This is a genomic window from Acinetobacter sp. IRS14 (assembly GCF_034650275.1).
In the GTDB taxonomy this organism is placed as follows: domain Bacteria; phylum Pseudomonadota; class Gammaproteobacteria; order Pseudomonadales; family Moraxellaceae; genus Acinetobacter; species Acinetobacter oleivorans.
Genome location: NZ_JAOVFN010000003.1, coordinates 69,126 through 90,841, shown reverse-complemented (window position 1 = coordinate 90,841; position 21,716 = coordinate 69,126). Strand labels below are relative to the sequence as shown.

At 38.2% G+C, this 21,716-nt stretch carries 19 protein-coding genes; 9 read left to right on the top strand and 10 right to left on the bottom strand.

The genetic code is table 11. From position 1 onward, the window contains the following. Positions 1-44 precede the first annotated feature (44 nt). Positions 45-824, bottom strand: coding sequence for a peroxide stress protein YaaA (gene yaaA, locus ODQ17_RS04065; RefSeq protein WP_322901861.1), 780 nt, complete (start codon positions 822-824; stop codon positions 45-47). A gap of 125 nt (positions 825-949) precedes the next feature. On the opposite strand from yaaA, the gene ODQ17_RS04060 reads away from it, so the two are divergent. Further along, positions 950-1,582 carry an alpha/beta hydrolase gene (locus ODQ17_RS04060; RefSeq protein ID WP_049837088.1) on the top strand — a complete coding sequence of 211 codons (633 nt, stop codon included), beginning with the start codon at positions 950-952 and terminating at the stop codon, positions 1,580-1,582. Between the two features lie 59 nt (positions 1,583-1,641). Here the strand turns inward: ODQ17_RS04060 and rtcR are convergent, their stop codons facing one another. Then, the gene (gene rtcR / locus ODQ17_RS04055) at positions 1,642-3,240 is read right to left on the bottom strand and encodes an RNA repair transcriptional activator RtcR (RefSeq protein WP_322901858.1); all 1,599 of its coding nucleotides are present in this window, start codon (positions 3,238-3,240) and stop codon (positions 1,642-1,644) included. Between the two features lie 67 nt (positions 3,241-3,307). On the opposite strand from rtcR, the gene ODQ17_RS04050 reads away from it, so the two are divergent. From ODQ17_RS04050 to rtcA, 5 genes are all read left to right on the top strand, one after another. Continuing rightward, complete coding sequence (locus ODQ17_RS04050) at positions 3,308-4,285, top strand: ribonuclease Z (protein ID WP_322901857.1); 978 nt, start codon at positions 3,308-3,310, stop codon at positions 4,283-4,285. A 251-nt stretch (positions 4,286-4,536) separates the two neighbouring features. Further along, positions 4,537-5,805: an RtcB family protein gene (locus tag ODQ17_RS04045; RefSeq protein ID WP_322901855.1), complete on the top strand. Its 1,269-nt coding sequence runs from the start codon at positions 4,537-4,539 to the stop codon at positions 5,803-5,805. Positions 5,806-5,831: 26 nt separating this feature from the next. After that, positions 5,832-6,659 carry an abortive infection family protein gene (locus ODQ17_RS04040; RefSeq protein WP_322901853.1) on the top strand — a complete coding sequence of 276 codons (828 nt, stop codon included), beginning with the start codon at positions 5,832-5,834 and terminating at the stop codon, positions 6,657-6,659. Positions 6,660-6,685: 26 nt separating this feature from the next. Beyond that, positions 6,686-7,144 (top strand): DIP1984 family protein, encoded by a 459-nt coding sequence (locus tag ODQ17_RS04035; protein WP_322901850.1) that lies wholly within the window; start codon positions 6,686-6,688, stop codon positions 7,142-7,144. Positions 7,145-7,403: 259 nt separating this feature from the next. Beyond that, the gene (rtcA, locus tag ODQ17_RS04030; protein WP_322901848.1) at positions 7,404-8,450 is read left to right on the top strand and encodes an RNA 3'-terminal phosphate cyclase; all 1,047 of its coding nucleotides are present in this window, start codon (positions 7,404-7,406) and stop codon (positions 8,448-8,450) included. Between the two features lie 34 nt (positions 8,451-8,484). Here rtcA and ODQ17_RS04025 read toward each other — a convergent pair whose 3' ends face one another. From ODQ17_RS04025 to pheA, 4 genes are all read right to left on the bottom strand, one after another. Then, positions 8,485-9,945 carry an aminoacyl-histidine dipeptidase gene (locus ODQ17_RS04025; protein WP_322901846.1) on the bottom strand — a complete coding sequence of 487 codons (1,461 nt, stop codon included), beginning with the start codon at positions 9,943-9,945 and terminating at the stop codon, positions 8,485-8,487. Positions 9,946-10,115: 170 nt separating this feature from the next. Next, positions 10,116-10,499: a hypothetical protein gene (locus ODQ17_RS04020; RefSeq protein WP_005068294.1), complete on the bottom strand. Its 384-nt coding sequence runs from the start codon at positions 10,497-10,499 to the stop codon at positions 10,116-10,118. A gap of 127 nt (positions 10,500-10,626) precedes the next feature. After that, positions 10,627-12,873 carry a bifunctional prephenate dehydrogenase/3-phosphoshikimate 1-carboxyvinyltransferase gene (locus tag ODQ17_RS04015; protein WP_322901845.1) on the bottom strand — a complete coding sequence of 749 codons (2,247 nt, stop codon included), beginning with the start codon at positions 12,871-12,873 and terminating at the stop codon, positions 10,627-10,629. A gap of 107 nt (positions 12,874-12,980) precedes the next feature. Further along, positions 12,981-14,090: a prephenate dehydratase gene (gene pheA / locus ODQ17_RS04010; protein ID WP_003650703.1), complete on the bottom strand. Its 1,110-nt coding sequence runs from the start codon at positions 14,088-14,090 to the stop codon at positions 12,981-12,983. 184 nt (positions 14,091-14,274) lie between these two features. Here pheA and ODQ17_RS04005 point away from each other — a divergent pair, with 184 nt between their 5' ends. Beyond that, complete coding sequence (locus ODQ17_RS04005; protein ID WP_322901842.1) at positions 14,275-15,219, top strand: alpha/beta hydrolase; 945 nt, start codon at positions 14,275-14,277, stop codon at positions 15,217-15,219. A gap of 104 nt (positions 15,220-15,323) precedes the next feature. After that, positions 15,324-15,950 (top strand): hypothetical protein, encoded by a 627-nt coding sequence (locus ODQ17_RS04000; protein ID WP_322901840.1) that lies wholly within the window; start codon positions 15,324-15,326, stop codon positions 15,948-15,950. 50 nt (positions 15,951-16,000) lie between these two features. On the opposite strand, the gene ODQ17_RS03995 is transcribed toward ODQ17_RS04000, so the two are convergent. Continuing rightward, positions 16,001-17,146 carry an acyl-CoA dehydrogenase family protein gene (locus tag ODQ17_RS03995; protein WP_174728694.1) on the bottom strand — a complete coding sequence of 382 codons (1,146 nt, stop codon included), beginning with the start codon at positions 17,144-17,146 and terminating at the stop codon, positions 16,001-16,003. A gap of 163 nt (positions 17,147-17,309) precedes the next feature. Then, the gene (locus tag ODQ17_RS03990) at positions 17,310-18,668 is read right to left on the bottom strand and encodes a dicarboxylate/amino acid:cation symporter (protein WP_005307027.1); all 1,359 of its coding nucleotides are present in this window, start codon (positions 18,666-18,668) and stop codon (positions 17,310-17,312) included. 505 nt (positions 18,669-19,173) lie between these two features. Between ODQ17_RS03990 and ODQ17_RS03985 the strand changes: the two genes are divergently transcribed. Then, positions 19,174-20,190 (top strand): glycosyl transferase family protein, encoded by a 1,017-nt coding sequence (locus ODQ17_RS03985; RefSeq protein WP_322901836.1) that lies wholly within the window; start codon positions 19,174-19,176, stop codon positions 20,188-20,190. Positions 20,191-20,386: 196 nt separating this feature from the next. On the opposite strand, the gene ODQ17_RS03980 is transcribed toward ODQ17_RS03985, so the two are convergent. Further along, positions 20,387-20,659 carry a YeaC family protein gene (locus tag ODQ17_RS03980; protein ID WP_004791223.1) on the bottom strand — a complete coding sequence of 91 codons (273 nt, stop codon included), beginning with the start codon at positions 20,657-20,659 and terminating at the stop codon, positions 20,387-20,389. Next, positions 20,656-21,564: an NAD(+) kinase gene (locus tag ODQ17_RS03975; protein WP_004791221.1), complete on the bottom strand. Its 909-nt coding sequence runs from the start codon at positions 21,562-21,564 to the stop codon at positions 20,656-20,658. Before ODQ17_RS03975 ends, ODQ17_RS03980 begins: the two co-directional genes overlap by 4 nt. Positions 21,565-21,716: the final 152 nt, after the last annotated feature.

Here is a 21,716-nt window from a genome sequence, read left to right as displayed (position 1 = left end):
GGTGGCATCCATGCCACCTCACGATAGTTACCGCTTTAGTAAGGCTAAGCTACTTGCTCATCTCGCTTAAACACCAACTCTTTTGCTGATGAATTCTCAGCATCAAAGTAGTATCCATCAGTATTAAACGCTTTGATGTCTTCCGCTTTATTTAATTGATTTTCAATCATAAAACGAGCCATTAAACCGCGTGCTTTTTTCGCATAGAAACTAATAACTTTATATTTGCCATTTTTCTGGTCAAGAAAAACTGGCTTCACAATTTCAGCCTTAATTTTCTTTTCATTGACAGATTTGTAATATTCATCTGAAGCTAGATTTACCAACAATTCAGATTTAATTGCAGCCAAATCTTCATTAATCTGGTTTGTGATAATTTCACCCCAGAACTCATACAAATTATGACCACGCGTATTTTTTAATTTAGTGCCCATCTCAAGGCGATAAGGCATCATTAAATCTAAAGGACGTAATAAACCATATAGACCAGAGAGCATACGCAAATGCTGCTGTGCAAAATCAATATCTTTATCTTTTAAATGGTACGCATCTAAACCCGTATATACGTCACCTTTAAATGCATAAATTGCCTGACGAGCATTTGAAAAATCAAATTCGGGCTTCCAATCTCTAAATCGGTCTGCATTCAATGTGGCAATTTTTTCACTAACACTCATTAAACTCGCAATTTCCAAAGCAGAAAGTTTACGGCTAACATCAATTAATTGTTCTGAATATTCTAACAAGCGAGGCTGAGTAAACTCATCTGTAGGTAACGCTGTTTCATAATCCAAAGTTTTTGCAGGAGAAATTAAAGCAAGCATACATAACCTGAAAAAATTATTCTTAATACCAACTATAACAGTAGATATTTTTTAATGCTAACTCGTGTTTTCAATGACGACTATCGGTAAAATAGCATCACGTATTGTTATTTAGCGGTTCTTATATGTCTGAGCAAACTTTCATCCAGGGTCCAGTAGGTAAAATTGAACTTTTCGTTGACCGCCCTGAAGGTGAAATCAAAGGCTTTGCGGTTGTTTGTCATCCGCACCCATTGCAAGGTGGAACCCCTCAACATAAAGTCCCTGCCCTTTTAACCCAAATCTTTAATGAATATGGTTGCATTGTTTACCGCCCGAGCTTCCGCGGCCTAGGCGGTAGTGAAGGTATTCATGATGAAGGCCATGGTGAAACTGAAGATATCTTAGCTGTCATTGAACATGTTCGTAAGCTTCATGAAGGCCTACCATTTTATGCAGGTGGTTTCAGCTTCGGCTCACATGTTCTGGCAAAATGCTTTGCACAGCTTAATCCTGAATTACGACCTATACAGTTAATATTATGCGGTTTACCAACGGCTACTGTAGTAGGTTTACGCCACTATAAAACTCCTGAAATTCAAGGTGATATTCTACTCATCCATGGTGAGCAAGATGACATTACCTTACTTTCAGATGCAATTGCATGGGCAAAACCCCAAAAGCATCCAATTACGATTTTACCGGGCGCTAATCACTTCTTTACAGGCTATTTAAAACAGCTTCGTCAAATCATTACACGCTTTATTATCATGAAATAAAGTGTATTTGATGGACATAGATCGAGTCTATGTCCATCATTTCATAAGCACTATAACTACTAAAAATTATTCCAACCTAATCCAAAACGGGCCAAATATTTTTTTACTCGGTCGCTATCATTTGTTGTATTACGTTGTTGACGAGATACTGAAAAGAGTTGTCTTCCAGCTTCTGCCATTGATTTTGAATTTTCACAGACTTTGAGCACACCTCGTAATTGAATCTGATCAAATTCATCTATTTGTTCTATTTGTTCAGAAGCCAAATAGTTCAAAAGAATATCTTCATCTTTATCATTGTAAGATTCATCCTGAGTAAGCCAAAGTTGCTTTAGACGTTGAATTTCTTTTTCTACAGCTTCACGACGAATTAACTCACCGTGAGATAAAGTTGCTAAACGAGTTACGCTCGCTGCTAAATCTCTAAAATTTCCTTGCCATGATGCATCTACTGATTTAGCAAACTTTAAATATGTTTCTAAGGCATCACGTTGAAAACGTAATTGTCTTTGATGAATGGCAGCAAAACGCTGTAGCTCAAAATCAATATTGGGTGCAATATCTTCTACACGGTCTTTTAAATTGGGTAAAAAGAACGTCCACGTATTCAAACGAGCCCATAAATCTTCACGAAAACGGCCAGCTTGAACCTCATTACGCAAATCACGGTTAGTACCAGCTATTAGTTGAAAATCAGCCTGAATTTCCTTATCACTCCCAACAGGAAAAAAGCTTTTATCCTCTAGTGCTTTCAGCAACATTGCTTGTTCATCAAGCCCCAATTCACCGATTTCATCTAAAAATAAAATGCCTTGGTCAGCACTTTTTAATAAACCAGCACGAGATGCAGCTGCTCCTGTAAATGCACCTTTTATGTGACCAAATAAGGTCGACATAGCACTATCACCACGTAAGGTTGCACAGTTAACATCGATAAAACGACCGCTTAATTGAAATTTATCTTTCTTTAATTGAAAAATCTGCTTTGCCAAATGAGACTTACCAACACCTGTTGCACCCATAATTAAAATAGGCGCGCTAGAGCGAGTTGCAACTAACTCAACTTCCTCAATAAGCTGATTAAACGCTTTATTATGAGTAGAAATATTTGCTTTAAGTTGTTGCCAATTTTGCTTTTGCTCATCATCGAAGCGCTGTTTTAAAACATCGTATCGAGACAAGTCCAGATCAATAATTCTATATTCACCTTCTGGGGTCTTTGGTTGATTAGGTGAGCTTTGGATAAGCTGAGCAGGTAAATAATGTGCATCTACCAATAAGTACCAACAAATTTGGGCAACATGTGTTCCCGTTGTGATATGCAATAAATAGTTATTTTTTTCGACATCAAACGGATAGGTTTTTACAAAATCATAAAGTGCCCCATAAACTTCAGCAAAATCCCAAGGGTCTCTAATACTCACCTTGTGTCCAGAAACCTGAGTTTGTGGAGAAATTTCTTTCGCGTCTGCTGCTATAGATTTAACTAAATTATGATGTTGTCGATCATGTAACAGTACCAATTCATCTATAAGCAAATCTTCATGCATTAATAAGCTAATTGTAGGACGCCAACGTTGCCATCGATCGGGCTTTCTCCCCTGATCAAGCGTAGAACCGACAAAGCCAATAACGACTGTTTTCTTTGCATCCGCCATAATTTCTATAAAATTTTATAAGTGTCTATAATATACAATACGCATTTGACCAAAAAATTCCAAGAATATGCTTCATTTTACTTTTTTAGGCACATCTTCAGGTGTACCCACTCTGACACGTAATGTTTCAGGATTAGCAGTTCGTAATAACAAGAATAAAGACTGGATTTTAATTGATGCGGGCGAAGGAACACAGCACCGCATTCAGCAAGCTAGACTTTCTCTACAGAACTTAGTTGCCATTTGTATTACACACGTTCACGGCGACCATTGTTATGGTCTAGTTGGTTTACTAGCAAGTGCAGGCATGAATGCTCGTACTAAACAATTAATTGTGATTGCGCCAAAAGAAATTCAACAATGGTTTGAAATCAGCGCCCAACTTACAGACTTACACTTACCCTATTCACTGCAATTTATTGATGTGAATGAAGCAATGCAGCCACAACAGATCACTGATGAATTCATTATTCAAGCACATCCACTAAGCCATCGTGTTCCAAGTTTTGCTTTTAGCATTTATATCAAATCTATTCAAAAGAAGTTAGATACCCAAGCTCTAACTCAGCTTGGCATACCTCAAGGTGATATGTGGGGCCATTTAAAACGTGGCTATAATGTTGAATTTAAGGGACAAACTTTAAAAGCTCAAGACTTTGTCAAAATTCAAAATCAGCAAATTCATGCAGTTATAGGTGGCGATAATGACCAACCTGAACTATTAGCTGATGCGTGCAAAGATGCTCAACTTCTTATTCACGAATCGACTTACTTGCAAACGGTTTTAGATAAAGTCGGCAAAGGTCCAATGCATAGCTCAGCAAAAATGGTGGCTGAATTTGCAGAACAGCAATCTTTAAGTAATTTAATTCTGACGCATTTTAGCCCTAGACATCAGGATAAAGCTGGGCAGCAAGCTATTACCGAAGAAGTTCGCCAGTTTTATAAAGGTCATTTTTATTTAGCAAATGATTTTGATGAATTTACTTTAAATGAAGCTGGACAGCTTTTAAAAGTCAATAAAACCGTAAAACCAATTAATTAAATATATCCAAAAAGATATTTAAATATATTTTTAGATATATTTTTAATATTAAAAACCGCCAAGAAAATTCATCTGATATTAGATAAAATTATTTTTATTTATTATTTACAATATCTTATATTTCAATTAAATGCTTTTTTAAAAAGTTGGCACACTCAGTGCAATAGTACAAAGCACACAACATCATTGGGATGTTATGAATAACACCTGCCTGCAAACGCTTGGCAGGCAGGCTTTGAAAGGAAAAGAAAATGTCTGTCATTGAAGAAATTAACCAACAAGCTCAGTTTGAACAAAAGCAGCAACAACGTTCTTATCAAGTTCTGCAAAATGAAAAAAGTATGCCAGTCAAAATGTGGACTAAAGGCGTGCTTGTTGATGACAACTCAAAACAACAATTATTGCAAACTGCTCAAATGCCTTTTATTTATAAATGGATGGCTGTAATGCCAGATGTACACTTCGGTTTAGGAGCAACTATTGGTAGCGTGATTCCAACTAAAGGGGCAATTATTCCTGCTGCTGTGGGTGTAGATATTGGTTGTGGAATGATGGCAACCCGTACAAGCTTAACTGCTTCAGATTTACCAGATAACTTACATGCTCTACGTACTGAACTTGAACGTTTAATCCCACATGGAATGACTAAGCGCGGACGTGATCGTGGGTCATGGGAAACTCCACCAGAAATGGTAGATCAAGCTTGGACCGATCTGGTTGCAGATTTTGAATACATTTGCGCAAAACATCCACGTTTAAAAAACACCAACAACCGCAAGCATTTGGGCACTTTAGGTACTGGAAACCACTTTGTCGAAATCTGTCTAGATGAGCATGATCATGTTTGGATTATGTTGCACTCAGGTTCTCGTGGTGTAGGAAATGCTATCGGTAATCATTTTATTGAACTTGCCCGTAAAGACATGCAGAAGCATTTTATTAACTTACCGAATAAAGATTTAGCATACTTGGTTGAAGGCACTGAACACTTTGATGATTATTGGTTTGCTGTAGGTTGGGCTCAACGCTTTGCGATGAAGAACCGCGAAATCATGATGCAATCTGCGATTAAAGCCTTAGCTACGATTGTACCAAAGCCTTTTCAAGCACGTTTGGAAGCAGTGAACTGTCACCATAACTATGTGGAAAAGGAAGAGCACTACGGTGAAGAAGTCATGGTCACTCGTAAAGGTGCAGTCCGTGCGCGTTTAGGTGAATACGGAATTATTCCAGGCTCAATGGGTGCGAAGTCATTTATTGTACGTGGACTTGGAAATCAGGAATCTTTCTGTTCATGTTCGCATGGCGCAGGCCGTGTTATGAGCCGTACTGAAGCAAAACGACGCTTTACTGTTGAAGATCAAATTGCACAAACTGAAGGTGTAGAATGCCGTAAAGATGCTGCTGTTATTGATGAAATTCCATCGGCATATAAACCGATTGAAGATGTAATGAAAGCACAAAGTGATTTGGTTGAAGTTGTGTATACCTTACGACAAGTGGTGTGTATTAAGGGTTAATTTATTAGTTTTATAGGAGTTCTCCAGTGAATATTCAAATACCTAACTCAGTAATTGGAGCCGTTGCCTCTGTGATTTCCAATTATTATTACAGTCATTCAAAATTAAATTCTCTTTTTATGGAAAGTGGCGCCCCCGGTGAGGCTCCATTAGGAAACTGTGAACAAAAATGTAGTGACTGGCTTAAACGTTGTAATGAACACTCAAACATCAATGCCTTAGACGTACTTGGAAAAGTGATTCAAGATTTCATGGATAAGGAAGAAACCACATCTATTTGGGGAACGGAAACACTCTCACAAGAAATTATTGATGGTAAAAAAAGAATCTACGATGCTTTAGCAAAAAATCAGTTAAGCTACAACATGAATGGTTACATTGTTCAAGCCGGTTCTACTCCTATTACAAGAACATTAGAAGATTATCTAAAATCTGGTGACTTTTCTTCCATCGAAAAAGAGTTTAAAAGAGCTTTAGAAAACATTCAAACAGACCCGCATGCTGCTATAACAGCAGCTTGTTCAATAATCGAAGCTACGTTAAAAAACTATATAGAAAATTTTTCTTTAACCATGCCCAATAAACTTAGTGTTAAGCCTTTGTGGGATGTTGTTAAACCTAATTTAGAACTAAATAGAGATAATACATTAGCTTCAGATCAACAAAAAATCTTGCAAGGAATTTCATCTATAATTGATGGAGTTGGTTCTTTTAGATCACATATAGGATCAGCCCACGGACGTGGTTCCAATCCTCCGAATATCGTCATAGCAGAAGCACGGTTAGCTGTTAACGCTGCACATACTTTAGTTATCTTTATCATGGAAATTATCTTTAAAACTAAATTTAATTAATTAGTTTTAAAAATCAGGATTAAAAAATGAAACTCGCAGAAGCACTTTTACTGCGAAGCGATCAACAAAAAAAGCTCGCTTCGTTAAAACAACGAATCAATGCCAATGTATTGGTACAAGACGGTGATGAACCTAGTGAAGATCCAAATGAACTGATCAAACAGGTGTTTGCTTTAACCCAAGAAAGCAATCAGTTGATTTGTCGTATTCATCTAACCAATGCGCAAGCAAAGTTAGAAGATGGAAAAACGTTATTATCACTACTGAGCTTAAGAGATAGTTATGCTGAACAGCATAAGATCTTAATGGATGCGATTACCAATACACATCGTGAATCTGATCGTTATAGCTCACGTGAAATTAAGTGGAAGAAAGTCATTCCTGTTTCTAGCTTACAAAAGCAGACTGATGATATCAGTGCGAAACTCCGTGACTTAAACATCAAAATTCAAGCTGCCAACTGGCAAATTGATTTAATCGAATAAACAATAGATTTTGTGGAATCATTTTCACAATCAAAGTTTGGACATACTGGGCGAGTACAAGATCCTGCGTTACTCCGATCTGAGGGATTGAAAATAATTCAGGCGGCTATGGCAGCATGTGAGTCGTGCATCGATATTCACTTATCAGACTCAGCACTATGTACCTAGTAAACCTTTGTCGAAAACAAAGTCAAACGTTACTTCGCATTACCATGTACTGACAGTATGTTCATTAAATTAGAAAATAAGGAAAACAGAAGTGAATAAAGCTTTGGCAAATATGCCCAAAACCATCCAAATTGATGGTTCACAAGGTGAAGGTGGTGGACAGATTTTAAGAACTGCTCTTGCCCTTTCAATGATTACAGGTCAGGCATTTGAATTAATTAATATACGTGCAGGACGTAAAAAACCAGGGTTAATGCGTCAACATTTGGTTTGTGTACAAGCATCTCAACAAATTAGCCAAGCTTATGTAGAGGGTGCTGAATTACATAGCCAACGTTTATATTTCGCACCTCAGCATGTTCAAAGTGGTAAATATCAATTTCAAATCGGTTCAGCGGGTAGTACAACACTGGTTTTACAAACGCTTCTACCTGTTTTGTTATTACAAAATGAAGCTACCGAACTCACCATTTCAGGGGGTACACATAACCCACTTGCACCAACAGCAGATTTTATTGAATACTGCTTTTTACCTGCTCTAGCGAAGATTGGAATTAACGTCGATTTTAGATTAAATAAAGCAGGCTTTTTTCCAATTGGTGCAGGTGAAATTCAGATTACCGTTCAGCCATGGCAAGATCGAAACAGCTTAAATTTATTAGATCGTGGCGCTTTGCAATCCACAGAGGCTTTTGCCGCCACTCTAAACCTTTCAGAGGAAGCACAAATTGCTCAACGTGAATTAACCACATTAAGTAAAAAGCTAAACTTAAGCTCTCAGCAGCAATTTCATTTAAATGGAATTAGCCAAGGCAATACAGTCTATGTGAAAGTTACTCATCAATATCACACTCAACTGTTTACAGCTTTAGGTGAGATGCGCAAAAGTGCAGAGCAAATAGCTGATCATTTAGCAAAAGATGTAAATCTATATTTATCTTCGCAGGCTGTTGTAGATGAGTATTTGGCAGATCAATTGCTTCTACCTTTAGCTTTAGGTCAAGGTGGTGAGTTCACCGCACAATGTATTAGCGAACACACTCGTACTCAAGCAGCCATGATTGAAAAGTTTATGGATTGTGAAATCGAGTTTGCCGAGTTAAATCCAGATCATTTTCATGTAAAGGTCACAGTTTAAGAAGCTCATAACTGAGCTTCTTATTTTAAAATAATTACTCTACAGATGCCAAAGCTGTCACCAACAACTTCCAGCATTTCTCTACAGTATCTACTTTGACTCGTTCGCCTGGTGCATGTGCCCCTTGAATATCCGGTCCAAATGAAACCATCTGTAAATCTGGATAATGCTCGGCAATAATTCCACACTCCAAGCCTGCATGAATCACTTTAAGATTTGGTTCAATGTTAAACGCCTTTTTATAGGCTTGCTGTAAGCACTTTAGAGCAGCCGAGTCAGGATTTGGTGTCCAACCCGAAACTAACGGTGTGAGTGCTGAGGCTATATTAAATTGACTAAAATGTGCCTGAATTTTTTCTGCAAAATCTTGAGCTTCTTGGTTCACCATTGAGCGGACCATTAAAACAGCTTTTCCGCCTTCTCTGTTTAGTCTCACCACTCCAATATTATTTGAGGTTTCAACTACGTCTGGTAAAGCTTGACTCATACTTGCAACACCATATGGACTTGTTGCTAAAGCTTGCAACCACTCGTTTTGCTGCTGTTGAGCAATCGCTCCCGCCACTTTAGCGCTATTGGCCTGAATAGTTAATTGCAGATTGTCATCAATACCTTGTAGCTGTTGCTTCCACTCTTCCTGATATTCAGCGATTAATTTTTCTAGTTCAGGTAATTGGTTAGGCGAAATTACAATGGTTGCCACTGCTTCTCGAGGTAAAGCATTACGAGCTGTACCACCTGTAAATTCAACAAGGTGTCCACCAAGCTTTGCTAAATACTCATTTAAAAAGCGGGCCAGAATAACGTTGGCATTACCACGTCTTAAATGAATATCTACACCAGAGTGACCACCTTTAAGGCTAGCCACCTGAATATTTACAACCGTCAAATTTTCAGAAATTGTCTCATACGTGAGTGGCTGTTCTACTTCAACATCAATACTGCCAGCACATCCGAGATATAACTCACCCCACTCTTCTGTATCAATATTAAATAGCCATTTCCCTTTTAGTACACCTGCCTGTAAAAGCCGTGCACCACTCATGCCTGCTTCTTCATCAACAGTTAAAAGAACTTCAATTGGTCCATGAGCAATATCATTTGAGTCTAAAACTGCCAAGGCTAAAGCTACCCCGATGCCATTGTCTGCACCTAAAGTAGTGTCTTTAGCAATTAACCAGCCATCTTCAAGGACTGGACGAATTGGGTCTTTAAAGAAATCATGTACTGTGCCAGTGTTGGCTTGTGTGACCATATCTAAATGGCCTTGCAGAATAACGCCAGACACATGTTCTTTACCCACAGTCGCATTCTTACGGATAATTAAATTACCGACTTCATCTATGTAAGTTTCTAAATTTCGACTTTCAGCCCAGTTTTGTAAAAACTCACGAAGCTGCTGTTCATGCTTTGATGGACGAGGAATAGTGCAAAGTGTTTGAAAATGCTGCCAAACCACTTGAGGAGATAATGCTGCAATATTGACTTGTGTCATGAAAACCACACTCTAATTATGTAAATATCTTAATAATTTCAATATACACAATGCATTAAAGATAGGTAGGAATTTCAGGAAAGATTTTGTATTTTTATCTTTAATCTAAAGAAATTGTACGACTTTTCTAAAAAGTCGCACTTCATGAATAACTCTTAACAGTCGCCTGCTTAGTTTTTCCATTCAAATGCTGAAAAGCTATGATCAGCTTTCAAACTATTTTCAACTGCCTGTGCAAGCTGACGAATGATGCTTTGTGTTTCAATTTTCTCAAACCAGTCTTGCTCTTCATCTGGATTAGCAGAGATTTCACACATCAAATGCCCTTCATGGTCTGTTTTCTGACAAGTAATCGACAAGGGTAAAAGATGATTATCGATACTGACTTCTACCTTTTCATGCTCATGCACAATGTGCTGTGCATCAAAACCATAATGCCCCAATTGTTTAAACAGTAAAGCCGCTACATATTCTTGAGTGATATGGCATTCATTTGGTGGATGATCAAGCACCCCATGTTGTGGGCAACTGGCAATAAATTGTAATTTTTTCATCCTTTGTCCTAACACTTTTATCATTATCTGCGCTTAGCATAAGCAATAAACAAACAGCAGCCAAGCCTTTAGCCCGCTGCTGCCGTTGCTATTGTGTTAGCAATTATAAAATGTGTTAGGTCAAAAGTTATTGGCTAACTTCGATTGTTAAGCCTGCACGATTCGCCAACTCAGTGAAAGTTGGGAAGCTTGTCGCCACAGTTTCAGTACCCTGAATTGTAATCGGACCAGAATTACGAAGACCTGCCATACTAAAACTCATAGCAATACGGTGGTCATGATGTGATTCGATTTCACCACCAGCAAAGATTGGTGACCAATCGCCAGATTTGCCTTTACCTTCGATAATGATGCCATCATCAGTTGGTGTGCAGTCAATACCCATAATTTTTAAGCCATCTGCCATAACCTGAATACGGTCAGATTCTTTCACACGAAGTTCTGCCGCACCGGTTAGTACCGTTTGGCCTTCGGCACAAGCTGCTGCAATAAATAAAGCTGGGAATTCATCAATTGCTAAAGGTACTTGGTCTTCTGGCATATGAATGCCTTTAAGCGTGCGTGAACCTTTAATATGAATATCAGCAATAGGTTCGCCACCAGCAATACGTTCATTTTCAACAGTTAGATCAGCACCCATCTGTTTTAAAATTTCAATTACGCCAGTACGTGTTGGGTTAATACCTACAGCTTCCAGAACAACATCGGAACCCTCAGTAATTGCAGCACCCACCATAAAGAAAGCAGCAGATGAAATATCTGATGGTACTTGAATGTCAGTACCTACTAATTTTCCGCCACCAACAAGAGAAATTTTGTTGCCTTCAGTTTTAACATCATAGCCAAATGCGCGAAGCATACGCTCTGTATGGTCACGAGTTGGCTCTGGTTCTGTAACAGAGATTTCACCTTCAGCCCATAGGCCCGCAAGTAAAATACCAGACTTCACTTGAGCAGATGCCATAGGTAAATCGTATTGAATCGCTTTTAACTGTTGACCACCAGTAATGCTTACAGGTGGTGTGCCTTTCTCACCCGTAGTCTGAATTTGCGCACCCATTAAACGTAATGGCTTAGCAATACGCTCCATTGGACGTTTAGAAAGTGAAGCATCACCAGTCATCACTGAATCAAACTTTTGTGCAGATAACATGCCTGAAAGCAAACGCATGCTTGTACCAGAATTACCCATATACAATGCACTTGCTGGCGCTTTTAAGCCATGCATGCCCACGCCATGAATGGTCACTTCACCATTTTTAGGGCCTTCAATGCTTACACCCATATCACGGAAAGCTTGTAAAGTTGCTAAAGCATCTTCACCTTCGAGGAAGCCAGTGACATGGGTAGTGCCTTCGGCAATAGCACCAAACATAATGGAGCGATGTGACACAGATTTGTCACCCGGTACGGTAAATTTACCTTTAAAAGTTTTATTTCCCGGTAAGATACTGAATTGCTGTGTCACCTTATTTTTCTCCATTAAAGGTTTTTTGGCTAGCATATGATTGAAATGTTGACGTGCTGCTTGAGCATGGCCGAGTAAACCCATTAATGCATGAGAATCTTCGTTTTCAATCAATTTTCTAAGTACGGTAAGTTGCTTTTCGAAGCCATCTACAGCATTTAATATCGCTGTTTTATTGGCAAAGAAAATGTCATGCCACATTTGAGGATCACTGGCCGCAATCCGCGAAAAATCACGAAAACCACCCGCTGCATAGCGAAAAATATCGAAATTATCTTCACGGTTTGCAAGTTGCTCGACCAGATTAAATGCCATTAAATGTGGTAAATGACTCGTATGTGCTAGCACTTCATCATGCTTGGCAACATCCATACAAATGACTTCAGCTTTAGCAGCTGACCAAAGTTGAATTAGTTTATCAACAGCCCATTCTGCACTTGTCGGTAACGGCGTTAAAATTACTTTGTGATTTGCAAATAGATCAACCTTACCTGCATGAACACCCGTGTGTTCACTACCCGCAATAGGGTGCCCCGGTACAAAACCTGCTGGTAAATTTTCACCAAATACAGCTTTTGCTGCATCTACGACATTACCTTTTGTACTTCCCACATCAGTTACAATTGTGGTTTCTGACAAATAAGGTTTAATTTGCTCAAGCACTTTTTGCGTAGCACGCACTGGCAAGGCTAAAACGACTAAATCTGCCCCTCTCACGGCTTCAACAGGATCAGAAAATCCTTCTTCTATTAAGCCAAGTGATTTTGCATCTTCTAAAGTTTTCTGTGAACGTGTAGATGCAACAACAGTTGTCGCCAACTTTTCTGCAACAATAACACGAGCTAAACTCGACCCGATGAGTCCTAAACCAATAAATGCAACTTTTTTAAATAGGGGTTGTGACATAACTTCAACTTTGCTTTTGCTCAAAGATATTTAAACCATTGAACAATTTGTTTTTAAGCATAATGACATGCTTATCTTGATGCATGTCATTATTCCAACATAAGTGATTACAGAACAGCGGCAGGATAAGAACCTAAAATACGAATCTCTTTCACCATTGGGCGAATATCATTAATCGCAGCAGCAACATTCTCTTGTTCGATATGACCTTCTAAATCGATAAAGAATACATATGCCCACTTTTCAGGTAATGCTGGACGAGTCTCAATACTTGTTAAGCTAATATTATGTTTTGCAAATGGTGCTAAAATTTCTAATAAAGCACCCGCACGGTCATGTGCTGAAATCAATAACGATGTTTTATCATTACCGCTTTGTGGAATTTTTTCACGTCCAATCACTAAGAAACGAGTGGTATTTTCCGGATTATCTTCAATATTACTATGTAAGATTTCAAGGTTATACATACCTGCTGCAATATCAGATGCAATCGCTGCCGAATGCCATTCGTTGCGAATACGGCGCGCAGCTTCTGCATTTGAGTTTAAAGCAACACGTTCAACACCAGGATAATGCGCATCTAACCATTGACGGCATTGTGCCAAAGTTTGCTGATGAGCATAAATCTGCTTAATACTGTCTTTACGTGTATTTTCAGAAACAAGAAATTGATGATGAATACGTAATTCAACTTCACCAATCACATTTAAATTCGATGTTTTAAAGCAATCTAAGGTATGGTTTACAACACCTTCAGATGAGTTCTCAACTGGAACTACACCGTAATGTGCACTACCTGCTTCCACTTCACGGAAGACTTCATCAATCGTTGGAAGTGGGCGTACAACTGCATCTTTACCAAAATGCTTAAGCACAGCAGATTGAGTAAAAGTACCTTCAGGCCCTAAAAATGCAATACTTTGCGGCGCTTCTAAAGCAAGGCAAGCAGACATAATTTCACGGAACAAACGCGCCATGGTTACATCAGACAAAGGACCTTGGTTACGCTCCATAACTTTACGTAACACCTGCGCTTCACGTTCAGGACGATAAAACAAAGGATTCTCTTCGGAAGCAAATTTAGCTTTCGCAACAGCTTCAGCAAGGCTTGCGCGTCGATTTAATAATTCTTGAATCTGTTGATCCACGCTATCAATATCTTCGCGAATTTGTTCTAAACTAAGAGAAGTCGTTTTGTTTTGATCATCGTTGATCATTAGAATGCAGCCTCAGTAAAATCATCTTTTAAACGAGAGTATAACAATAGTCTGCTTTGATTTGTTAGGCAATATGGCTGTAAGAGCTTTTTTCATTAACCTTTTTACGCACATTCCTTGAATTACTTTATTTGATAATGATTTTCATTTATCATTTGTGTAATAAATTTTATTATTCCCCATTATGCATAAATCATTTTTCTTTTTACCTTGCTGTTTCCTTTTAGGCTCATTAATAAGTAGCTCTGTTTTGGCTCAAACTTCTACACAAAATCAATCCAAAATCGTCTTTCAAAATAATCAGGCACAATTTCAAATTAAATCTAAAAATACAGGCCATGATTATCTTATTCAAATTTATAAACCACCCGTTGCCCCACCCCAACAGGGTTATCCAGTACTTTATATATTAGATGGCAATGCAACATTTCCAAGTGCTGCCAATATTGCCCAGTCAATTGGTGCAGGTTCTGCAAAATTAGGCCTAGACCCGCTCATGATCGTCGCGGTTGGCTATCCGCAGCAAAAAACTTTTGATGTGCAAAAACGTGCTTATGATTACACACCAAAACCTTCTGCTGAATTTCAGGCACAAGGTAAATATAAATATGGTGGTGCTGACAAATTCATCAATTTCTTAAATGATGAACTCAAACCAGAAATTGCAAAACAGTTTCCAGTTAATAGTCAACAACAGAGTCTATATGGACATTCTTTTGGAGGCTTGTTGGTTCTTTATCATTTTTTTCAAAAGCCAGATGCATTTCAGCGTTATTTTGCTGCAAGCCCTTCTCTTTGGTTTGATCAAGGCATGTTATTTAAAAAGTTAGATCATTGGCAAAGTCAAAAACAAAGCAACTCTCCGATGCTTTTGACCACAGTCGGTACACATGAGCAAGGCGGGCCTCGTACTCAACTTGATAATAAATTTAATGAAACAGATTTCTTTAAAGCTCTGGAAAATAAACGTTCAGATCAATTTACTTATTGGCATTTTTATAACCCAGCTGAACAACACATTACAAATTTGTATGCGAGTCTACCTAAAGCCCTTATGTTTGCTTCGTGCAAAGACCTAGAAAGCTGTAAATCTTTATTTGATGGGCCATTCCAGCAGCCAGCCAAGTAAAAAATTATATTTAAAGATGATTATTTCGTTGTTCTTAAAGATAATCCTCTTAATGCATAGATTGGTTATACTGACCCAATATGTCATAACAACAGTAAAATAGAATGAATAAAATTATTGTTTTAGGCTTACTGGGTCTTACAAGTTTTAGTTTAACGGCTTGTGGCGGTTGCCCCTTAATCGCAGGGTGTAATGGTACTGATAATTCTCCGTACTATATGACAACTGTCAGTAATCAAGTTCGTGGTATTCCAATCCCACCCCAAACCAAGCTGACTTATCAGTCCCAAAATTTCAGGCAGAAATTTGAGCAAACACATGCTTTAAAAGAGAAAAATTTATCAGGCATCTATTTACAAGAAGGTACAGCAATCATTTGGGGCGGTATGCCAGTAGACATGTTTATACAGTTTTCTAATCCCGAAATGAAAGGCTTCTCGGTCTATCCAGCACGAGGATTTAAAGCAGAATTATCAAATGAGTTTTTACGTTTATGGAAAAGCTGTGAAAGCGATTTAAACATTAACTTAAAGGACCCAAATGACTGGTCATTTAATCCTGAAAATATGAAAATAACTGGTTGTGGTGTCGTCTTTCAAGAACGTAGTGAATACACCGAAGATTCATTTCATCAAGATGAAGCCGATGAGTTTTTAAGAAAGATGAATCATGCATTACAGCAATTACCGAAACAACAAGACTATCCTGCCATTCAACAGAAGACCAAATAGTTAAAAACAAAACAGCCTGTTCTAAGACAGGCTGTTTTTTCTCTGCTTAATTAGGCTTTGCCAATTAATCCACGGGCTACGATTTCTTTCATAATTTCATTTGTACCACCGTAAATACGTTGGATACGGGCATCTACAAAGAAACGTGAAATTGGATATTCAGTCATGTAACCATAACCACCAAAAAGCTGGAGTAAGTTGTCTGCGACCTTCATTTGCATATCACTACTGAAACTTTTCAATGCCGCAGCTGTTTCTACATCTAGTTTGCCTTCTTGATATAAAGCAACATTTCTTTCATAAAAAGCTGCTGTAGCAAGCTCATCAATTTTTGCTTGTGCTAAAACAAAACGTGTATTTTGGAATTGTGAAATGGGTTGACCAAATGCTTGACGCTCTTTTACATAAGCTGTTGTCAAATCAATCGCACCGCGAATTGCACCAATTGCAGTAGATGCAATTGCAGTACGTTCACGAGGTAACTCTTGCATTAAATAAGCAAAACCTTGCCCAGCTTGACCAAGTAACTGGTTTTTAGGTACTTTCACATTATCAAAAAACAACTCAGATGTATCTTGAGAATGTAGGCCGATTTTGTCTAAATTTGTGCCTTTTTTAAAGCCTTCCAAATGTGTATCTGCCAATAACAATGACACACCTTTCGCCCGTGCTTGAGGATCAGTTTTTACTGCAAGCACAACAAGATCAGCATGCTGTCCATTTGAAATAAATGTTTTTGAACCATTTAATAAATAGTGATCGTCTTGCAAAATGGCACTGGTACGCATTGATTGTAAATCCGAACCTGCTCCTGGTTCAGTCATACCAATTGCACCAACAACTTCACCTGTTACCATTTTCGGTAACCAATATTGTTTTTGCTCTTCTGTCCCGATATGTAAAATATACGGTGCGGCAATTTCAGAGTGGCAAGAAATAGCTGTTGATAATGCACAAAAGCCAGCACGTGCAGATTCTTCAACCAGCATCAATGAATAGTAAGTTGGAACCCCATAACCACCATATTCTTCTGGAACATCCACACATAAATAGCCATTTTCACCCAGTTGATTCCAAACTGAACGAGGCATGATTCCTTCGCGTTCCCATTGGTCGTAGTGAGGCGCAATATGCTCACTCATAAAACGTTTAAAATTATCACGGAATAATTCTAAATCTGCATCGTATGCCAACATAATATTTTCCTTCAGCTTTATTGTTTTATCGAATCTCATTGCTGTGCATGCTAATCATTTTTTTAGCAACTGTCATGGCATACCTGCTCATTAAAACTGTACTTTTCAGTCAGCCAATAAAAAAGGAAGCTTTAGCTTCCTTTTTTATATAGATTTATTTGAATTAATCTAGACCTTCAGCGACTTGAGGACTTTTTGGTTCCATCATTTTTCTGTCGACTTCATCTGGATTATTTAAAGCATCATTAAGCTTATCTTTATCTAAAGCACCGACCCATTTAGCAACAACAATTGTCGCTAAAGAGTTACCAACAAGGTTAGTTAAAGCACGTGCTTCTGACATGAAACGGTCAATACCTAAAATCAATGCCAAACCTGCAACTGGAATATGTCCTACAGCAGACAAAGTTGCCGCCATAACAATAAAGCCAGAGCCAGTTACACCCGCCGCACCCTTAGATGAAATTAAGAGTACTAATAACAAAGTGATCTGATGTTGAATATCAAGCTGAGTATTCGTTGCCTGAGCAATAAAGATTGCTGCCATAGTCAAATAAATTGACGTTCCATCTAGGTTAAATGAATAACCTGTTGGAATAACCAAACCAACTACAGACTTTTCACAACCTGCAATTTCGAGTTTACGCAACATGCGAGGTAAAACAGATTCAGAAGAAGATGTACCAAGTACAATTAATAACTCTTCACGAATCATGCGAATCATTTTGAGGATACTGAATCCACTCATACGGCTGATTGTACCCAAAATCAAGAAGATAAAGAGTAAACACGTAACATAGAAGCAGAGAATTAATTGCCCTAATTGTACAAGTGAACCAACGCCATATTTACCAATGGTGAATGCCATTGCACCGAATGCACCAATCGGAGCCAGTTTCATAATCATGTTCACAATGTTAAAGAACACATGTGCAACTTGATCAATAAATTTTAAAACTGGACGTCCTGCATCACCTAACTTATGTAAAGCAAAACCAAAGAGAATTGCAAAAAGAAGGACTTGTAAGATTTCACCATTTGCAAATGCGCCAACAACCGTATCTGGAATGATGTGCATTAAGAAATCAATGGTAGATTGTGACTCACCAGAACTGACGTATTTTTGAATGCCCGAGGTGTCTAGAGTTGTAGGGTCAATATTCATCCCTACACCCGGTTTAGCAATGTTAATTACAACAAGGCCAATCAGAAGTGCAATTGTTGAAACAACTTCAAAGTATAACAACGCGACGCCGCCAGTTTTTCCGACTGACTTCATGCTTTCCATGCCAGCAATACCGCTGACCACGGTACAGAAAATAACTGGAGCGATGATCATCTTGATCAAACGAATAAAGGCATCACCTAATGGCTTGAGTTTCTCACCTAAACCTGGGATATGCTGTTCAACACCATTGACAATTTGCGTTGAGCTTGGGGAAAAATGCCCTACCAAAACACCCGCAATAATCGCAATAATCACCTGAAAATAAAGTGATTTATAAATCGGTTTTTTAGCCATAACTTTACTTCAATCTATATTTCCAAGTCCGTTGGAAATACCAAAATGAAACGTCTATTCTTTACGAATACACAGCCCTAACCTTTCACATGAACACCGCAAAAGGGAAACGGTTCTTTGTAAACAAAAAACCTTCCTACTACCTCAATGAAAACAAAAAAAGTTGTTTTCTAAAACAGGAGAATACCTGAAGTTTCTAACCACTTTGAGTAGTTAGAAATAACCTCTTACTTTTTCAATAAAAAGCTGAAGATATAGGAGAATCACAGAAAATTATGATATGAGTGCTCAAAAAAGCACGAGAAAGTGTACTCGAATTAAATAATGATTCGGTTAAATTTTTAGCTAATACGCGCAAAAAACACTCATGCAGCCTTAAGACTTTAGTATAAGAAACACTTTTGATATTTTTTCGACAGTTTTTTATGTCATATTGATTAAATACTTGTGGACATTTCATTCTGAGCTGCCTACATCCCATCATTTTTATTGTTTTTGAACCACCATGAATACTAAACGTAATATCTATAAAGATGCTGAACACCCATTCGCTCAATATGTCCGTATTTTAGGTAAGGGAAAAAGTGGTTCACGCTCTTTAAGCTATGAAGAAGCTTATCAAGCATTTAGCATGATTTTAAAAGGTGAAGTGCTTGATGTGCAGTTAGGTGCTTTTTTAATGCTACTTCGTGTTAAAGAAGAATCTATTGATGAACTCGCGGGATTTGTTCAAGCCACTAGAGATCAACTCAATTTTCAACCTTTAGACGTTGATTTAGACTGGTCATCTTATGCGGGTAAACGTAAACATTACCCATGGTTTTTGTTAGCAGCTCTCACACTTGCACAGCATGGCCATAAGATTGTTATGCATGGTGCATCAGGCCACACGCTTAACCGCGTCTATACCGAGCAAGTTTTAGAATATTTGGGTTATCAAATTTGTCATTCTGAACAAGAAGTGCGTACACAACTAGCAGAACAAAATTTTGCCTACTTATCATTAGATGTGATTTCACCAGTTTTAAGTGAACTAATTTCTTTAAGAAATGTAATGGGTTTACGCTCACCTATTCATACTTTAGCCCGTTTAATTAATCCTTTTAATGCTAAAGCTACCTTACAAGCTATCTTTCATCCAGCGTATAGGACCTCTCATCAGCATAGTGCGCTTCGCTTAGGCTATCAAAATAGTGCAGTCATTAAAGGTGAAGGCGGTGAATTTGAGCGAAACCCCGATGCTAAAACTCTCATTTGTGGTATTAAAAATGGTGAGCTCTATGAACATGAGTTGCCAAAGCTTACGCCTGAACGTAGCCCAATTGAAGAAGAATTAGATTTAGCTACTTTTAAGGCAGTATGGCTTGGTCAACAGCATCATGAATATGGTGAAATGGCAGTAACTGAAACAATGGGTATTGCGTTATATACGATGGGCGTTGTTGCTAGCTTTGAAGAAGCGATGCAAAAAGCAAAACTATTATGGGAAACAAGAAATTCAGGGCTAAAAGATAAAATTTAGTTCATACAGCCTTATACGCCATGTCTCTTCGATGTTGTTGCATAGGCAATACTTACTTTTCAAAGATGAAAAGTAACAAAAATCTTTCGTTGAGCAAACAGTACGTTCTTGTACTGTTGCTCAACAGGCGACATCCATGTCGCCGACGCGATAGCAAATGCTAATACGATTTATTCTTTTATTCTAAAATGCGGTTTTAAACAAAACGAATTGGTTTAAATTCTGGCTCATGTTTGTGATGATCATCTTCACAAACCTCACCCTCTTCTTTCGTACCACGGTCAATATAGCCACTACGCTGCTCTTCTGGTAAGTTCTTTAACTCCCAAGCAATTACAGCTTGCATACAAGTTTCACGCTGCTCTTTTGTTAAAACAACGCCATTTGGCCATTTACCAATTTCTACTGCTGTTTTTAAACGCTCTACAATCTCAGGGTTTAAAATAGATAGCATTTGTTCAATATTCATGATTCATCTCTTTGGAAAGATTCAAAATCTTGGTTCCAACCAAGTTTGGTACGGCAGGCCATATAAAAATCATAACCTGGTGGATGCAATAAACTTAGTTTAAATGGATGTTTGCGGATGTGTAAACTATCTCCAACATTGAGCGATATGCTATGTTGACCATCTGCACTCACCATCGGTAATACCCGATTTTCGCGAATAACAATCTTAATTTCGCTTTGTCCACCGACTACGATAGGACGTGATGACAATGTGTGGGGATGCATTGGAACTAATGCAATCGCATCCATACTTGGATGTAAAATTGGTCCACCACCTGACAACGCATAAGCCGTTGATCCAGTTGGAGTCGAAACAATTAAACCATCACTATGTTGGCGATAAACATATTGGCCATCAATGTTAAGTTCAAAGTCAATCATGTGGACCGACTTACCCGAATGCAAAACGACATCATTTAAAGCAATGGCATCATAAATGACTTCGCCATTTGTTCGCACTTCCATTTCAAGCAAGAAACGGCGATCAAGTTGAAAATGCCCTTGAAGCACTTGGTCAAGTTTAAAAATTGCTTCTGACGGTTTGATATCGGTTAGAAAACCTAATCGCCCACGGTTGATACCAATAACAGGTGTATTGTAACGAACTAAAGCTCTTGCTGCATGCAGTAAAGAACCGTCCCCGCCAACTACAATAACTAAATCAGCAACTTCACCTAATAAATGACGGCTTACTACCTGTGCATGATCATAAGGCACTAATTCAGCAGTTTCCTGATCAAAAATGGGGTTTAAACCTAGGTTCAATAAATGATCATGAATTAAACATAGTGTTTCTACAACTGATGATTTATCTGGTCGACCGATTAACCCGACGTTTCTGAAGGACTTATGTGAAATTTGCACGAATGAGTAAGCTCCGCTGCGATACTTGCCTATAATAACATTAACCTGATTAATTTAAAAAAACATAACTACAAGATGCTGTAAAATTCAATCTAAGTTTTCCAATTATTCACAGTTTTATCATTGCAAATTGATGACAAGCTATCGCATCA

What these genes read in the sequence shown, in the direction of transcription:
- ODQ17_RS03985 (WP_322901836.1), top strand. Translation starts at nt 19,174, where the DNA reads ATGAATACTAAACGTAATATCTATAAAGATGCTGAACACCCATTCGCT.
- ODQ17_RS04050 (WP_322901857.1), top strand. Translation starts at nt 3,308, where the DNA reads ATGCTTCATTTTACTTTTTTAGGCACATCTTCAGGTGTACCCACTCTG.
- ODQ17_RS03990 (WP_005307027.1), bottom strand. Translation starts at nt 18,668, where the DNA reads ATGGCTAAAAAACCGATTTATAAATCACTTTATTTTCAGGTGATTATT.
- ODQ17_RS03980 (WP_004791223.1), bottom strand. Translation starts at nt 20,659, where the DNA reads ATGAATATTGAACAAATGCTATCTATTTTAAACCCTGAGATTGTAGAG.
- ODQ17_RS03995 (WP_174728694.1), bottom strand. Translation starts at nt 17,146, where the DNA reads ATGTTGGCATACGATGCAGATTTAGAATTATTCCGTGATAATTTTAAA.
- ODQ17_RS04000 (WP_322901840.1), top strand. Translation starts at nt 15,324, where the DNA reads ATGAATAAAATTATTGTTTTAGGCTTACTGGGTCTTACAAGTTTTAGT.
- pheA (WP_003650703.1), bottom strand. Translation starts at nt 14,090, where the DNA reads ATGATCAACGATGATCAAAACAAAACGACTTCTCTTAGTTTAGAACAA.
- ODQ17_RS04025 (WP_322901846.1), bottom strand. Translation starts at nt 9,945, where the DNA reads ATGACACAAGTCAATATTGCAGCATTATCTCCTCAAGTGGTTTGGCAG.
- ODQ17_RS04020 (WP_005068294.1), bottom strand. Translation starts at nt 10,499, where the DNA reads ATGAAAAAATTACAATTTATTGCCAGTTGCCCACAACATGGGGTGCTT.
- ODQ17_RS04045 (WP_322901855.1), top strand. Translation starts at nt 4,537, where the DNA reads ATGTCTGTCATTGAAGAAATTAACCAACAAGCTCAGTTTGAACAAAAG.
- ODQ17_RS04035 (WP_322901850.1), top strand. Translation starts at nt 6,686, where the DNA reads ATGAAACTCGCAGAAGCACTTTTACTGCGAAGCGATCAACAAAAAAAG.
- rtcR (WP_322901858.1), bottom strand. Translation starts at nt 3,240, where the DNA reads ATGGCGGATGCAAAGAAAACAGTCGTTATTGGCTTTGTCGGTTCTACG.
- ODQ17_RS04005 (WP_322901842.1), top strand. Translation starts at nt 14,275, where the DNA reads ATGCATAAATCATTTTTCTTTTTACCTTGCTGTTTCCTTTTAGGCTCA.
- yaaA (WP_322901861.1), bottom strand. Translation starts at nt 824, where the DNA reads ATGCTTGCTTTAATTTCTCCTGCAAAAACTTTGGATTATGAAACAGCG.
- ODQ17_RS04060 (WP_049837088.1), top strand. Translation starts at nt 950, where the DNA reads ATGTCTGAGCAAACTTTCATCCAGGGTCCAGTAGGTAAAATTGAACTT.
- ODQ17_RS04015 (WP_322901845.1), bottom strand. Translation starts at nt 12,873, where the DNA reads ATGTCACAACCCCTATTTAAAAAAGTTGCATTTATTGGTTTAGGACTC.